The organism is Chryseobacterium sp. JK1 (assembly GCF_050632815.1).
GTDB lineage: Bacteria > Bacteroidota > Bacteroidia > Flavobacteriales > Weeksellaceae > Chryseobacterium.
Genome location: NZ_JBODRU010000001.1, coordinates 141,546 through 155,753, shown reverse-complemented (window position 1 = coordinate 155,753; position 14,208 = coordinate 141,546). Strand labels below are relative to the sequence as shown.

The following is a 14,208-nucleotide window of genomic DNA, read 5'->3' as shown; positions in this document are numbered from 1 at the left end:
GAAAGATAACATGAAAATATTTAACTTCTTCAAAAAGAAGTATACTCAACCCCTTCAAGAGGAGACTGATAAATTGATTCCCAAAGAGAAAATGCATGAATTTATTGAAAGATGTAAATTTTTAAAGGACGAAATGGGAATTGAAGTTCCTCTCTCTGTGATCGAAACTTTTACAAGATATAATCTTCCCAAGCACAATTATTTTTATAGTATTTTTTGGGATGTGAGTGATGACAGTTTTATCATTTTCTATACGGAAGCTTTTATTAAATTAGTTGTTACCCGATACAAAGAAGCTCACGGAAAGGATGCAGATTTGTATACGTTGTTACAGCAGCTTGATGATGCAGTTTATGAATTCCGTATAAAAGAAGATTGTTTTGACAGAAAAAATCCTTCTTTTGACTTTATCAACAATTGTTATGAAGAGTTCAAAAAGTCTGGAGAAGAACTGATTATCACCATGGATCTGGGAAATTATGACAATCTCGTTCTCAATAATGAAGAAAAAGGTAATGTAGGGTATAATTTATCATCCTATAAAACAACTGAAGGAATACAATATAAATTTCTTACACAATTCAGACCTTTACAGGAAATCATCAAAGAAACTTTAGACAATAAGCAAAATCATTATTAATCTTATTAAATAAAATCAAATGAGAAATATAATCGCCCTGTCTCCCATGTATACGGAAGACAGCAACAATCTCAAGAAAGCATCACTCAACTCTCCTTATGAACTTAACCGATTCAATGCAAAATGGAATGTTCCTGAAGAATTTCGCGGCGATGTGATGGCAGTGTATGGCGAAGATATTTATGCAGAAATTGTTGCAGACCAATGTAATTTAACCTTAACAAAACCTGACGATAACTGGCTTTCAAAAGTCTCAGAAGAATTTACAAAGCGGAAAATTGTTTACGGAAAGCTGAAAGATTTTGCACATGAAGAAAATATTTTCATCAAATGTTCAGACTTTAAAAGCTTTAAAGCAGGTGTTTTCGATAAAGTAACGAATATTAAAGGTTTTGAAACACTGGATCTAGAAAGTATGGTTTTTACCTCTGAAGTTGTAGAATGGGAACTTGAAGTAAGATGTTTTGTTTTAAATAATGAAATTAAAACCTATTCTTCTTATTGGCGAAATAATGTATTTGATACCCATCAACTTTCAGAAAAAGAAAAAAACGATATGTTTAGCTTTTTTGACTCCTTTATTCAAAAATATTCTTCCACGCTGCCCGTTGCCATCGTTCTGGATTTCGGAATTATAAAAGGAAAAGGCTGGGCATTGATTGAAGCTAACCCTGCATGGTGTTCCGGACTGTATGCGTGTGATGCCGAAAAAGCCCTGCAAGTGATTGTACAAAGCTGTATTAAAAATAAATAACTACGATCTTAAGTCTGTTTCATTTTTGAAGCAGACTTATTTTTTATAGAAAATTTAAAAAAATTTTATGGTACGCAAAAACAATGCGCATTAACCTTTTTACTTTGCATCATAATTAAGAAAGACTGTAGCTCAAAAGGTAGAGCAACGTACATTACTTTATTACGTTTTAACCTGGCAACCAGGTGTTATGATAAAGTTACTTCGCCTATTAAGCCGTGTATGCCGGTTCGATTCCGGCCAGTCTTTCAGAGGAAGTGGTGTGAGATTAAAGTTACTTCGTATTTCAAGACAAAACTACACTTTAATTGTTTTTAACCACTTCTTTTTTATCAATATAAAAACTAATAGAAATGTCAAAATTTAACACAAAAAAAACTGGGTTCGACTCTGGTATTATTGCCGGAACATTGACAGATAAAGCAGGAAAATATTCAGATTATGAACTATTAAGAAGAGTAACTTTAGCCAATCTTCTTTTCGAATCTGATTATTACCAATCTTCCGATGAGATTATGAAGCAAATTGAAGATTTGTGTCATAAAGTAGATCCTGAAAAGATTATTGAACTGGCTATAGAATGTAGATTTCAGCAAAAGTTGAGACACACTCCATTATGGCTGCTTATTCTCGCTCAGGAAATTCACGGAATTTCTGTAAAAGATGCTATTGCCAAAGTTGCTAACAGACCGGATATGACTATTGATCTGCTTCAGATGCTGAAAGTAAGAAACGGATCTTATAAAATGTCAAAACCAATCAAAAAAGGTCTGGCAAAAGCCTTTGATCAGTATGACGAATACCAGATCGCTAAATATAGAAAAAGTAATATGGAGCTATCCTTGGTAGATGTTGTTAATTTGGTACACCCAAAGCCAACAGCCAGAAATGAGGTTGCCTTAAAAGCTCTTGTAAACGACAATTTACAAGCCGCTAATACATGGGAATCTGCATTATCCCAAGGAGCCGATAAAAAGGAAACTTTCGAAAGAATGATTTCTGAAAAAAGTCTGGGTTCTCTGGCCATTCTGAGAAACGTAAGAAATATGAAAGAAGCTGGATTATCCAGAACAATGATACAAACAGCTATTTCACAGGTAAAAAGTTCATGGCTAACCCCTTTGAACTTCTTGGCTGCTCAAAGAAATGCAATAGAATATACTGCTGATATTGACGAAGCGATGAAAAACTGTTTTTCCGGTGAGAAAATCAAAGGGACTACTATACTGGCTATTGACGTCTCTGGAAGCATGGGGCAAATAACTTCATCACAATCGAGTTTTTCAAGAATGGATCTTGCTTTTGCTATGGCAGCAACAGGTTCCTATATTTTTGAAGATATCATCCTTGTATTTACCGCCGGAGACGATCATCACAGAGTGGGAAAACACTTGGTGGTAAATAATGGTAAAGGACTTGGGATTTTCAATCAGGCAACAGAGATCAATGCTCAAATCGGTTATGGAGGAATCTTCACTTATCAGTTATGCGAATGGCTGAAAGAAAATGGGTATGCAAAAGATGCAGAACGTCTGGTAGTAATCTCAGACAGTCAGGATATTGATGCCCATTACGGATCGGATAGAAAACCGGATACTTCACCCTATAAAAACTCTTATATCATTGATATTTCAACTCATACCCACGGTATAAAAACAGGAAACTGGACCGCAGAAATCAATGGATGGAGTGACAAAGTATTTCACTATATTAAGGCTCTGGAAAACTAAGGTTTTTCAGAGTCTTTTCTAAGCAATAACCATGAATTATAAAATCATATACAACGAAGAAAAACTTAAGGAATTCATCAACTGGCTTCCTGAGTTGCTGCCTAATGAACAATACTATGTGCAGCTGCTAGCAAGAAAAAAATATAACAAAGAAACCGGACTGAAGTCTGACAAAGCTCAATTAAAGCGTTTTATTTCTACCAAAGAAATGCTTTTTCACAAAATCAGTCAGCTTGAGCTTCCTACAGGAAGATATGAATCAGGAAATACTGAAGTTTCTCAGGATAATCTGGCGCTCTACATCACCCCCAATCCCAGAGATCTTCATAAAGCATCTCTACTCATGATGAGAGAGATCTCCGATAAACTGATCAGGAATGATAAAGCTATTAATCCTCATACTCTTTCTCTGAATATTATTCAGACCTCTGCATCACGAAAAATATTCTTTGATCTGGATATTGATTTTAAAACTGAAAATCATCAGGCTGCCATTGAAAGATTTAAAAAAGACATGGAAAATTGTATTAATTCTGATTGTCTGACCTTTATCAAAACTAATGGAGGATTACATTGTCTCATCAAAACAGACGATATTAAAAAAGAATATCACAAAAACTGGTATCAAAATGTTTCTCAGCTTACATGTGAGGATTATGAAGTAACCATGAACTCAGACAACGTACTTCCTGTTCCGGGAGGCATCCAGGGAATTAGCTTTTCACCCTATTTTTTATAGTAAATCAATATGTGTGTACCTAATAATGAAATAAAGTTTTGTACATGTCTGGAGGGAAATATTTTTGATCTAAAAAATATTTATATCTGGACTTTAAAAAGTTATATCGGAACAAAAGAGTCGCGGATAAGAGGAAAAATAATGAAACCTATCGAAGATTTTGAGAATGGAATTTCGATGGAAAGAATACTCTTAAAATTAAACACGGGAAACAACATTTTCGACTTTGAGTATTTAGCTCAGGAAAGAGACACATTATTTATTAGTTTTAATGCAAAAAACAGAACTGAGTATCAATATTTCTCACTGATTTTTTTGAATGGAATCTGGCAAAAAGGGGCAAACCCTGCATTTACAAGCATTCATAACGCCATTGCAGAAGGAGAAATAAAAGTGATATACAAAGATGGAAATATATTTCTCAAACATTGTGAAGACCTATATACCCAATACGGAATTGAGGTACCGGAAGCGATCAAAATAAGGGGATCGCAACCTAAAAATGATTCTGAGGACCCCATGTATCTGGCCATTAAAAATTTTAAAGGCTGTAAAGTTTTTTATAAACCTGACTTTATAAAATATATTGCCCAAACATACTTCAAAATATATCCCAATAACGAAAACTACGATAGCCTTCAAAAGATGGTTGACATTGCACAAAACAGTTTTTCATTACTGGAAAATAAATTTATATCACAAGAAACAAATCTTGCCTTCATTAACAGATGTTTTAAGGATTTTAATCAAAACACCTATGATTGCTTACATATTGCCATTCCCATTCAAGACAATGAATATGTCATTACCGGTGGTATATTACATGGAAGAATCGCTACAAACGACAAAAAAAGAGAAAAATATTTAAAAAATACTATTCAGAAACTACAATACGAAAGACTCAAATTTCTTTAAAAATGATGACGATCCAGGATTTAAAAAACAGAAACCTCCTCCTCTTCGAAGCTATTTCCGGAAGCCGGGCTTTTGGGCTGGCAACAGAAAATTCGGATACAGATATTCGTGGAGTATATTATTTGCCTAAGGAGGATTTCTTTGGACTGAACTATATTTCGCAGATTTCCAATGAGACGAATGATATTACGTATTATGAAATCGGGAGGTTTGTAGAATTGCTTCAGAAAAACAATCCTAATATTCTGGAAATTCTGGCAAGTCCGGAAGACTGTATTCAATACAAACATCCGTTGATGGATTTTCTGAAAACTGAAGATTTCCTGTCAAAATTATGCAAAGATACGTTTGCCGGGTATGCTGTTTCACAGATTAAAAAGGCAAAAGGTCTCAACAAAAAAATTTTAAACCCAATAGATAAAGAAAGAAAATCAATTCTGGATTTTTGTTTTATTCTTGAGGGACAAGGTTCTGTGCCCCTGAAAGAATGGCTACATAAATCTTCTTCCTCTGAAGGAGTATTCGCAGGACGAGATGGTTCATCACAGGAAAATTGCGGATTGATAAGCATTGATCATACAAAAGGTATGTATGCTTTATTCTATGATGAATCGGGAACATTGGGATACAAAGGAATTATTCAGAATGAAGAAGCGAATCAGGTTTCTGTATCATCCATTCCCAAAGGCGAAAAACCCGTTGCTTATCTGTTCTGCAATCTCGATGCCTACTCTGTTTACTGTAAAGACTACAGGGAATATTGGAAATGGGTCACTGAGCGCAATGAAGACCGTTACAATGTTAATCAGACTCATGGGCAGAATTACGACAGCAAAAATATGATGCACACTATCCGACTGCTTCAGTCATGTGAATCTATTTTTAAACATAACACCCTTCAGACTCGTGTTGATAATCGTGAAGAACTTCTTGATATCAAAGCAGGTCACCAATCTTACGAGGCAGTAATGAAAAAAGCCGAGGAGCTCATTCAATCTATTGATAACCTTTATTCTACCTCCCATTTACCTGACTATCCGGATGTAGAAAAAACGACCAAAATACTGATCGAAATGAGGAAAAACCTTTATCAATAACGAGTTATGAATAGTGGGACTGTTACATTTCAGCACTCCCACTCTCAAAAACTCTCAATCTCCAACACTCTCACTCTCCTGCCCTCAACTCCAACAATTCACTTCTTCGAAGCCTTCGCCACCAGATTATAATCAAGACCTATTTTTATCCAATATTCAAAATCATCGGGTTTTCGGAAGCCAATAGGTTCTACGTAACAATAGCCATTCAGCTGCTTTCCTTTCATGATCATCGGTAAGAAACCTTTCTTCTCCGAAACTTCGTCTTCTATTTCAGGATCATAACGGCACATCAGGTTATCACGACTGATATTGATGCACATCTTTCCGTTCACAAGAAAAGACAATCCGCCGAACATTTTCTTTTCCTCGATCTCTATATTATTTTCCATAAAAAGCCGTTCACGTACCCGATCGGCAAGTTCTGTACTGTAAGCCATGACTTCAATTGTTTTGTTATTTAAAATTAATCAAAAACTGTGATTAAATGCAAAACTTACCCTGAATTACTGTCAGCAAAATTTTGCTCCATATCCTTTTAAATCGACACTTTTGCAGAGATTTATCCTTTACAAGAGGATTTGCTGCAACGGCTTATCCATCTGCTATTTTTATGCCTGAAGATATGGTTTTTCATGCCCATATTGATGCGGATAAGAAGCAGGATGTCATCAATGAACTTTCCGGGCATGAGCTTTCTCACCTTTGGGGAAACAGCCAGATCAACCCTGATGAGAAAGGAGGCTCCGTAATGCTTACAGAAACTCTTGTCATGTACATGGAAATAATGCTTTACAAAAAAATGCATGGAAAGAATAAAAGCATAAAAAAATCCCTCAAAAATGAGGGATTTCATATATTTAAGAATAAATCTTATTAAGCTTCGTTAGAAGGTTCTTGCGTTTCAGCTGGTTTCTCACCTTGTGGCTTTTGCCCTTCCGGTCTTCTCTGTCCATCCTGCTTACCTTGTCCTTCCGGTCTTCTTTGCCCTTCTGGTCTACCCTGTCCTTCTGGTCTTGGAGGTCTTGGTAAAAGAACTTTACGGGAAAGTTTCATTTTCTTACGATCATCGTAACCCATGAACTTCACTTCTACTTCGTCACCTTCTGCATAAGGAACTTTGTCCAGACGAGCCCATTCAATTTCTGAAATGTGAAGAAGTCCTTCTGTACCTTTAGCAATCGCCACGAAAGCACCGAAATCCATTACTTTTACAACTTTACCTTTGTAAACTTCTCCTATAACCGGTACGAAAGTAATTTCATTGATTCTTGCGATAGCCGCATTAATCTTCTCTCTGTCTGTTCCGGAAATTTCGATACGTCCGATTTCTCCAACTTCCTCGATAGCAATAACCGTTTCAGTATCTTTCTGTAACTGCTGAATAATTTTTCCACCAGGTCCAATTACAGCACCAATGAAATCTTTAGCGATTTCCATTACTACCATCTTCGGAGCATGAGGTTTAACGTCTGCTCTAGGAGCAGCAATTGTCTCAGTAATTTTATTCAGAATGTGTAATCTTCCGTCTTTAGCCTGCATCAAAGCTTTTTCCATGATGTCCATAGAAAGTCCCTGGATTTTGATATCCATCTGACACGCTGTGATACCGTCTGCAGTACCCGTTACTTTGAAGTCCATATCTCCAAGGTGATCTTCGTCTCCTAAGATATCGGAAAGTACGGTGAATTTACCGGATTTTGTATCCGTAATCAATCCCATTGCAATACCGGAAACAGGCTTTGTAATCTGTACCCCAGCATCCATCAATGCTAATGTTCCCGCACAAACGGTTGCCATTGAAGAAGAACCATTAGATTCTAAGATATCGGAAACAATTCTGATAGTGTATGGATTCTCAGCAGGAATTACTGCTGTTAAAGCTCTTTGAGCTAAGTTTCCGTGTCCAACTTCTCTTCTTGAAGTTCCTCTTAAAGGTCTTGCTTCACCTGTTGAGAATGGAGGGAAATTGTAATGTAGGAAGAATCTCTCGTCGTGCTGCGTAATTACGCTGTCGATCATGTTTGCATCTTTCACAGAGCCTAACGTTACTGCTGTTAAAGACTGAGTTTCTCCTCTTGTAAAGACTGCAGAACCGTGAGCACCCGGAAGATAATCAATTTCTGACCAGATAGGACGGATCGTTTGAGGATCACGACCATCAAGACGGATATTGTCTTCAAGGATCATTTGGCGCATTGCTTCTTTTTCTACATCGTGGTAGTATACTTTAACGAAAGGAGTTACTCTTGCTAATTCTTCTTCGTTTTCAGCATATTGTGCCAAGAAATCTGCAAGAACAGCTTTGAATTTTTCTCCTCTTTCTTCTTTATTAGATGGAGTTTTTGCTACTTCATATACTTTGTCGTAGCACTCTTTCCATACTTTTTCACGAATTTCTTCGTCGTGATCTTCATGGCTGTATTCTCTTTTAGGGAAAGATTTTCCTACTTTTTCAGCAAGTCTTTCCTGAGCTTCGATCTGTTTTTTGATCTCTGCATGAGCGAAGTTGATTGCTTCAAGCATTTCCTGCTCAGAAATCTCCTTCATTTCTCCTTCTACCATTACGATGGAGTCTTTAGTAGCTCCCACCATAATGTCGATATCTGATTTTAATAAGTTTTCGTAACTTGGATTCACGGCTAATTGTCCGTCGATTCTTACTACTCTTGCTTCAGACATTGGCCCGTTGAAAGGAATATCTGTAATCGCAATAGCTGCAGAAGCTGCCAAACCTGCTAATGCTTCAGGCATTACTTCTTTATCGTAAGAAATTAATGAGATCATCACCTGTACTTCCGCGTGGAAATCCTCAGGGAAAAGTGGACGTAGAACTCTGTCTACCAATCTCATTGTAAGCACTTCATCATCAGATGGTTTTGCTTCTCTACGGAAGAAATTTCCAGGAATTCTTCCACCTGCATAAAACTTTTCTCTGTAATCTACCGTTAATGGTAAAAAGTCTACACCAGGATTTGCTTCTTTATTGGCTACAACAGTTGCTAAAAGCATTGTTCCACCACATTTAACCACTACAGATCCGTCAGCCTGCTTCGCCAGCTTTCCCGTTTCAATAGTGATTTCCCTGCCGTCTGCAAGGATAATCGTTTCTGTAAACGCTTGAGGTATACTCATAAAATTGCTTCTTTATACTCCGTATTGAGTATGATTAATATTTAAACTCTTTAAATTTCGTTTGCAAAGGTACTATATAATAATGATATATTAAATTTTTCAATTGCTTAAATAGGCCCTTAAAATACAAAATTTTGGCTATCAGTTTCATGAAAGATTAAATAATTAACACTGTTCATTCAAACCTGTTCATGATTTATTAAAATAAAAAGCGGTCTTTTTAAATATATTGCATTGAAAAACCCTGTTCTTTTTGTATTATTGTCTCAAAAAATGGAAATAATATTTTAAACCGGCAAAAAATATATTTTTCCTTATAAAAAATCTCAAAATAATTGCAAAAATATAGGCTGATCCCTATATTTGCCCTACTTCACAAAATAGCATGCTGTAGGCAAAAAAGTTAAGGACCTTTCCTTACACAGATAAATAAATGTTTATGATTAATAAAGAAGTACAACCGCAAAGCAGGAATTATACGGTACCGTTGATTACCATCACCCTGCTGTTTTTTATGTGGGGTTTCATTACCTGTATGAATGATATCCTGATTCCCTATCTGAAACAACTTTTCAATCTTACCTTTTTCGAATCCATGCTGGTACAGTTCTGTTTCTTCGGAGCGTACTTTATCGGATCGCTGATCTATTTCATAATTTCCATCACCAAGGGAGATCCTATTAATAAATTAGGATATAAAAAAGGAATTCTGTTTGGAATATTTCTGGCCGCTTTTGGCTGTGTTTTATTTTATCCGGCAGCTACTTTTTCGTATTACCCTTTGTTTTTGGGTGCTTTATTCATTTTAGGATTAGGTTTCACTGTGTTACAGATTACAGCGAATGCCTATGTTTCTTTATTAGGAAGTGAAGATTCTGCTTCAAGCCGTTTGAATATGACTCAGGCATTCAATGCATTCGGAACTACCATTGCTCCGGTATTGGGTGGCCACCTTATTTTTGAGTTTTTCTCGTCTCCAGACGGGTCGTTCAGTGCGGTAGCAACCCGTATACCTTATCTGATCTTCGCAGGGATTCTTTTATTGGTAGCATTACTGATTTCCCGCGTAAAACTTCCGTCTTTCCAAACGGGAGGAGAAGAAGAGATTGTAAAGGGCTGGGGAGCTCTTGAGTTCAGCCACCTGAAATTTGGGGTTTTTGCCATGTTCTGTTATGTAGGAGGTGAAGTTGCCGTAGGAAGTTTCATCATCAGCTTTTTGGAGCAGCCACAGATTATGGGCTTTAATGAAATTATCAGTAAAAACTATCTTTCACTATACTGGGGAGGTGCTATGATTGGACGTTTCCTTGGGGCTATCTCTTTAAACCAGTCATTGAGCCAGGAAAAGAAAGCGCTTTATATGCTTGGCGCAGCAGGTGCTGTGTTCCTTGTTATTTTCAGCATTGTTAACCTTAATTTTGCACAGGTCAGCTTTTTCCTTGTATTTATTGTGCTTAATTTTATTGCGTTTTTTGTTGGCAAATCGGCTCCTGCAAGAACATTATCCATCTTTGCTGCTATCAATGTTATATTACTGATTTCAGCGATGGTAAATCATGGTGAATTAGCGATGTACAGCATTTTGGGAATTGGAATTTTCAATTCTATTATGTTCTCCAATATTTATACTCTGGCCATCTCCGGGCTTGGAAAATATACCAGTCAGGGATCTTCTTTGGTTGTAATGGCGATTTTAGGAGGAGCAATTGTTCCTATTTTCCAGGGGTATCTTGCGGATCAGTTTGGAGTACAGCATTCGTTTATCATTCCTGTATTCTGCTATCTTATTATTCTGATTTTCGGAGCTTATTGCACCAAATATCTTGGGCACGTAGAAAGCACAGAAAACAAATCAGGACACTAAAATCAATTATACAAAAATATATAAAGCGGAGTATCTCAAGATATTCCGCTTTTTTAGATTCAGAAATGTAACTTTTCGCGAAAAAAAAGAACTTATTGGATATCCTTTACAAAGTATGATGCTCATGAAATTACAATTAAAACTCGAATATGCTGCATTTCTATTACTAGGAATATATGCTTTTGCCCAAACAGAATATTCCTGGTGGTGGTTTGCAGGGTTATTCTTTGCGCCGGATATTTCCATGCTGGGGTATACAGTTAATACGAAAACAGGTGCACTTCTTTATAATTTTTTTCATCATTTGGGAGTAGCCATCCTTGTTTATCTTGCGGGAGTATATCTATCTCTTCCCTATTTGCAGATGATCGGAGCCATCTTATTTTCTCATTCTTCCTTTGACAGGATTTTAGGGTACGGATTGAAATATCCTGACAGCTTCCAGAATACACACCTGGGCAAAATCGGAAAGAACAGGGAATAATTTGATTATCCCCACCAAAACTGATTCAAATAATAATATTCATTCTGATATTCTATAACAAAACAATTATCATAGAAGGTTTTATAGGAATAGATACGGGTAATATCATAAACGAATAAAGAGTCTATTAAAACAAACAGGGTACTTGAAAAGTTTTTAGAGTGCATCTCATTATCATCGGTATCATATAAAGCCTTTTCAATAAAGTATTTCAGTAGATCCTTATAATCCTTACGATCAAGCTCATTAAGACTATCATTAATTTTAAGGTCAATTTCCGAAACAGCCTTCCCTTTATACAATTCAAAACTTTCAAAATAATTTCCACCTTTAAACTTTCTTTCCATATAAGGATTTATCGCCATCAGGAAACCTTCGATAAGATTCATTTTATAACTTTCATTCAATACTTTTTCTTTATAAGAATCCGGAATTTCATAATTATATTTCTCAAAATACCTGAAAAGCTTACCTGCTGTCCAAAGAGATCTTGTACTTATAAATTGTCCTGGTTGTAAGGGTAATAACTTTATTAAAAATTCATTGATATATAATTCTCTTCCATAGCCAAGATCATTCCTCTGTATCATATCAGACATATCATGATCTGTTACTTCCACTTCATTTTCATTCACGGTCAACTCATGCAGCTGATCATTAAAAAACGTATAACAATAATATCCCTGAAGAGTTTTTTCTTTGATAATAACTCTGTATTCATCCTGAAGTAAATGGGGACGTGTGATTAATTCTTTGTTTTTGAAACGTATTTTCATGGTATTACTTTTACTGGAATTAGAATTCCTATTTTGATACGGCAAAGTAAAAGACAAAATACGCAATCATGCTGCGTACAAATAAAATAGTGAAAATTTTTCGTTAAGGATAGGAATAACAATGGTACGAATGTTCAACAAACAAAAAAAGCAACCTCTTTCGAAGTTGCTTTTATTTTGAAAATCTTTATAGATTATTTTCTTAAACCTAGTTCAGCAATAATTGCTCTATATCTTGCGATATCTTTGTTTTTAAGGTAATCTAGTAAACTTTTTCTCTTACCTACCAATTTCACTAGAGATCTCTCTGTGTTGAAATCATGACGGTTAGCCTTTAAGTGCTGAGATAAGTGGTTGATTCTGAAAGTGAAAAGAGCGATTTGTCCTTCAGCACTTCCTGTGTCTTGTGCAGATTTCCCGTGTTTTGAGAAAATTTCCTGCTTTTTTTCTGTTGTTAAGTACATTCCAATATTGTTTAATGATTATTATGTAACGGGTGCAAAATTACGACTATTTTTTGATTCTGCAAACATTATTGATTTCATAAATCAAATTTGATAGAAAAAAATGTTAAAAAATTCTTAATAAATTTTACAAAATACAACGAAAAGGCAGTAATTTTGCATTCGAATTACAAATGAAAAAAATTATATTCTTTACGGCAGTTATTAGTTTTTTCTTGATCGGTTTTACTTCAGTGAAAGCCCAGAGAAATGCTGATGATAAAATAAAAAAAGTACTGTACTTCAATCCCGAAGTAGAGCCTGATATTGAGGAGATAAAAGACCCTACCAATCATGCTTTTTTTGATGCAGTTTCCGACAATTTCGGTGGAAAAAGGAACAAAATGCTCCGAGCTGAAGTTCAGATTCCGTACGACAGCATCGATAAGCAGACCATAATGGATTACTGTGTTAATAATGATGCTGACTTCGCTATTGTTTCCAAAGTGAGATATTTTAAAGTAGGTTTTGGGAAATATGTTTTCTCTAATCAGGTAGTTGTAAGCATGAAACTTTTTGGTGCTGACGGAACTTTGGTAACAGAATCAGACCATGATACCTATCGTAAAAATATGCGTCTGCTGGGTTCTACTGTAAATTCCGTTAAAATTGGTACCGAAGGAGCTATTAAAGGAATTATCAAGAAACTGAGAAAGCTAAAACCAACGGAAGCTGAACTTTAGACCTCAATATAAAGCAGCGTTTTATTAATTTATTCTTATGGCCTGACATCGCTTCACAGGCATATTTTTCCATACTTAAATTTAAAAAAAATCTAAATCACTAACATAAACATCACAAAAGCAAATGATTAAAGGTTTTAAATTTTCACAAATCAATGAATAATTGCGAAATATTTATTATTTTAGTGTTACATTAAAACCTAAATCATATGAAAAATCTTAAGAAACTCAACAGACAAGAGCAAAAAGAAATTAAAGGAAATGGCATCATCAGAGGATGTACAGAGCATTTTGAATGTCCGGGTGGGTCATGCTGCCGCAACAGATGTGTTTTATATCCATGTCCTTTAGAATAACATCTTACAAAAATTTATATACAGACACCTGCTTCCAACAGGTGTTTTTTTATTAAACCTACACAATAAGCTGATTAACAATTAAATATTTTCACCAAATAATGAATAATTTAAAAAAAATTACTATTTTAGTTTTGCATTAAAATCTAAAACATATGAAAAATCTAAAAAAAATCAGTAGAAAAGCTGCTAAAGAAATTAATGGTGGTGCTGGCCCCATCCGATGCAGTGAAACAAGACCTTGCTTTATTGGAATTTGCTGTAGAGGTGCATGTATGGAAAATGCCTGTTTTGAAGAATAGTACCCTTTTATGTATTAACAATCAAAATTAATTTCATGAAAAACTCTAATCTAAAAAGGCTGAACAGACAGGAACAAAAAGCCATTAAAGGCAGCGGCCCTATCAAAAAATGCAGTTCCAGCGCACAATGTGGCCCTGGTGAATGCTGCGAAGGAGGAATGTGTTTACTCTCTCCTATCTTACAATGTGAACCTATTTTTGAATAATATAGGCATTATAATTTTTTAAAA

17 protein-coding genes and 1 tRNA gene are annotated in these 14,208 nt (G+C 35.5%); 14 read left to right on the top strand and 4 right to left on the bottom strand.

Features of this window, described 5'->3' with window-relative positions; translation table 11 throughout:
* Positions 1-10 precede the first annotated feature (10 nt).
* The 7 genes from ACQ76T_RS00795 (at position 11) to ACQ76T_RS00765 (ending at position 5,875) form a co-directional block, all read left to right on the top strand.
* Positions 11-640 (top strand): hypothetical protein, encoded by a 630-nt coding sequence (locus tag ACQ76T_RS00795; RefSeq protein ID WP_431341454.1) that lies wholly within the window; start codon positions 11-13, stop codon positions 638-640.
* Positions 641-659: 19 nt separating this feature from the next.
* On the top strand, positions 660-1,394 hold the full coding sequence (locus ACQ76T_RS00790) for an ATP-grasp domain-containing protein (protein ID WP_431341453.1): 735 nt from the start codon (positions 660-662) through the stop codon (positions 1,392-1,394).
* Positions 1,395-1,515: 121 nt separating this feature from the next.
* Positions 1,516-1,643, top strand: a tRNA-OTHER gene (locus tag ACQ76T_RS00785).
* 104 nt (positions 1,644-1,747) lie between these two features.
* Complete coding sequence (locus tag ACQ76T_RS00780; RefSeq protein WP_431341452.1) at positions 1,748-3,124, top strand: TROVE domain-containing protein; 1,377 nt, start codon at positions 1,748-1,750, stop codon at positions 3,122-3,124.
* 31 nt (positions 3,125-3,155) lie between these two features.
* Complete coding sequence (locus ACQ76T_RS00775) at positions 3,156-3,863, top strand: hypothetical protein (RefSeq protein ID WP_431341451.1); 708 nt, start codon at positions 3,156-3,158, stop codon at positions 3,861-3,863.
* Positions 3,864-4,004: 141 nt separating this feature from the next.
* On the top strand, positions 4,005-4,778 hold the full coding sequence (locus ACQ76T_RS00770) for a hypothetical protein (RefSeq protein ID WP_431341450.1): 774 nt from the start codon (positions 4,005-4,007) through the stop codon (positions 4,776-4,778).
* Between the two features lie 5 nt (positions 4,779-4,783).
* Positions 4,784-5,875: a nucleotidyltransferase domain-containing protein gene (locus ACQ76T_RS00765; RefSeq protein WP_431343703.1), complete on the top strand. Its 1,092-nt coding sequence runs from the start codon at positions 4,784-4,786 to the stop codon at positions 5,873-5,875.
* 98 nt (positions 5,876-5,973) lie between these two features.
* Here ACQ76T_RS00765 and ACQ76T_RS00760 read toward each other — a convergent pair whose 3' ends face one another.
* Positions 5,974-6,315 carry a TfoX/Sxy family protein gene (locus ACQ76T_RS00760; protein ID WP_431341449.1) on the bottom strand — a complete coding sequence of 114 codons (342 nt, stop codon included), beginning with the start codon at positions 6,313-6,315 and terminating at the stop codon, positions 5,974-5,976.
* Between the two features lie 83 nt (positions 6,316-6,398).
* Between ACQ76T_RS00760 and ACQ76T_RS00755 the strand changes: the two genes are divergently transcribed.
* Positions 6,399-6,755, top strand: coding sequence for a hypothetical protein (locus ACQ76T_RS00755; RefSeq protein ID WP_431341448.1), 357 nt, complete (start codon positions 6,399-6,401; stop codon positions 6,753-6,755).
* Here the strand turns inward: ACQ76T_RS00755 and ACQ76T_RS00750 are convergent.
* Positions 6,752-9,010, bottom strand: a complete 2,259-nt coding sequence (locus ACQ76T_RS00750) for a polyribonucleotide nucleotidyltransferase (RefSeq protein WP_431341447.1) — start codon at positions 9,008-9,010, stop codon at positions 6,752-6,754. The two genes, ACQ76T_RS00755 and ACQ76T_RS00750, sit on opposite strands and share 4 nt — an antisense overlap.
* 439 nt (positions 9,011-9,449) lie before the next feature.
* Here ACQ76T_RS00750 and ACQ76T_RS00745 point away from each other — a divergent pair, with 439 nt between their 5' ends.
* Positions 9,450-10,874, top strand: a complete 1,425-nt coding sequence (locus ACQ76T_RS00745; protein ID WP_431341446.1) for a sugar MFS transporter — start codon at positions 9,450-9,452, stop codon at positions 10,872-10,874.
* Positions 10,875-10,998: 124 nt separating this feature from the next.
* Positions 10,999-11,358: a DUF4260 domain-containing protein gene (locus ACQ76T_RS00740; RefSeq protein WP_431341445.1), complete on the top strand. Its 360-nt coding sequence runs from the start codon at positions 10,999-11,001 to the stop codon at positions 11,356-11,358.
* 5 nt (positions 11,359-11,363) lie between these two features.
* Here the strand turns inward: ACQ76T_RS00740 and ACQ76T_RS00735 are convergent, their stop codons facing one another.
* Together ACQ76T_RS00735 and rpsO are read right to left on the bottom strand one after the other, a co-directional pair.
* Positions 11,364-12,134, bottom strand: a complete 771-nt coding sequence (locus ACQ76T_RS00735) for a hypothetical protein (RefSeq protein ID WP_431341444.1) — start codon at positions 12,132-12,134, stop codon at positions 11,364-11,366.
* A 194-nt stretch (positions 12,135-12,328) separates the two neighbouring features.
* Positions 12,329-12,598, bottom strand: coding sequence for a 30S ribosomal protein S15 (gene rpsO / locus ACQ76T_RS00730; protein WP_048509788.1), 270 nt, complete (start codon positions 12,596-12,598; stop codon positions 12,329-12,331).
* A 173-nt stretch (positions 12,599-12,771) separates the two neighbouring features.
* Between rpsO and ACQ76T_RS00725 the strand changes: the two genes are divergently transcribed.
* The 4 genes from ACQ76T_RS00725 (at position 12,772) to ACQ76T_RS00710 (ending at position 14,184) form a co-directional block, all read left to right on the top strand.
* The gene (locus ACQ76T_RS00725) at positions 12,772-13,320 is read left to right on the top strand and encodes a pyruvate decarboxylase (protein WP_431341443.1); all 549 of its coding nucleotides are present in this window, start codon (positions 12,772-12,774) and stop codon (positions 13,318-13,320) included.
* A gap of 209 nt (positions 13,321-13,529) precedes the next feature.
* Positions 13,530-13,676: a bacteriocin-like protein gene (locus tag ACQ76T_RS00720; protein ID WP_431341442.1), complete on the top strand. Its 147-nt coding sequence runs from the start codon at positions 13,530-13,532 to the stop codon at positions 13,674-13,676.
* A gap of 155 nt (positions 13,677-13,831) precedes the next feature.
* Complete coding sequence (locus ACQ76T_RS00715) at positions 13,832-13,978, top strand: bacteriocin-like protein (protein WP_431341441.1); 147 nt, start codon at positions 13,832-13,834, stop codon at positions 13,976-13,978.
* Positions 13,979-14,013: 35 nt separating this feature from the next.
* Positions 14,014-14,184 (top strand): hypothetical protein, encoded by a 171-nt coding sequence (locus ACQ76T_RS00710; RefSeq protein WP_431341440.1) that lies wholly within the window; start codon positions 14,014-14,016, stop codon positions 14,182-14,184.
* Positions 14,185-14,208: the final 24 nt, after the last annotated feature.

What these genes read in the sequence shown, in the direction of transcription:
- ACQ76T_RS00795 (WP_431341454.1), top strand. Translation starts at nt 11, where the DNA reads ATGAAAATATTTAACTTCTTCAAAAAGAAGTATACTCAACCCCTTCAA.
- ACQ76T_RS00790 (WP_431341453.1), top strand. Translation starts at nt 660, where the DNA reads ATGAGAAATATAATCGCCCTGTCTCCCATGTATACGGAAGACAGCAAC.
- ACQ76T_RS00780 (WP_431341452.1), top strand. Translation starts at nt 1,748, where the DNA reads ATGTCAAAATTTAACACAAAAAAAACTGGGTTCGACTCTGGTATTATT.
- ACQ76T_RS00775 (WP_431341451.1), top strand. Translation starts at nt 3,156, where the DNA reads ATGAATTATAAAATCATATACAACGAAGAAAAACTTAAGGAATTCATC.
- ACQ76T_RS00770 (WP_431341450.1), top strand. Translation starts at nt 4,005, where the DNA reads ATGAAACCTATCGAAGATTTTGAGAATGGAATTTCGATGGAAAGAATA.
- ACQ76T_RS00765 (WP_431343703.1), top strand. Translation starts at nt 4,784, where the DNA reads ATGACGATCCAGGATTTAAAAAACAGAAACCTCCTCCTCTTCGAAGCT.
- ACQ76T_RS00760 (WP_431341449.1), bottom strand. Translation starts at nt 6,315, where the DNA reads ATGGCTTACAGTACAGAACTTGCCGATCGGGTACGTGAACGGCTTTTT.
- ACQ76T_RS00750 (WP_431341447.1), bottom strand. Translation starts at nt 9,010, where the DNA reads ATGAGTATACCTCAAGCGTTTACAGAAACGATTATCCTTGCAGACGGC.
- ACQ76T_RS00745 (WP_431341446.1), top strand. Translation starts at nt 9,450, where the DNA reads ATGATTAATAAAGAAGTACAACCGCAAAGCAGGAATTATACGGTACCG.
- ACQ76T_RS00740 (WP_431341445.1), top strand. Translation starts at nt 10,999, where the DNA reads ATGAAATTACAATTAAAACTCGAATATGCTGCATTTCTATTACTAGGA.
- ACQ76T_RS00735 (WP_431341444.1), bottom strand. Translation starts at nt 12,134, where the DNA reads ATGAAAATACGTTTCAAAAACAAAGAATTAATCACACGTCCCCATTTA.
- rpsO (WP_048509788.1), bottom strand. Translation starts at nt 12,598, where the DNA reads ATGTACTTAACAACAGAAAAAAAGCAGGAAATTTTCTCAAAACACGGG.
- ACQ76T_RS00725 (WP_431341443.1), top strand. Translation starts at nt 12,772, where the DNA reads ATGAAAAAAATTATATTCTTTACGGCAGTTATTAGTTTTTTCTTGATC.
- ACQ76T_RS00720 (WP_431341442.1), top strand. Translation starts at nt 13,530, where the DNA reads ATGAAAAATCTTAAGAAACTCAACAGACAAGAGCAAAAAGAAATTAAA.
- ACQ76T_RS00715 (WP_431341441.1), top strand. Translation starts at nt 13,832, where the DNA reads ATGAAAAATCTAAAAAAAATCAGTAGAAAAGCTGCTAAAGAAATTAAT.
- ACQ76T_RS00710 (WP_431341440.1), top strand. Translation starts at nt 14,014, where the DNA reads ATGAAAAACTCTAATCTAAAAAGGCTGAACAGACAGGAACAAAAAGCC.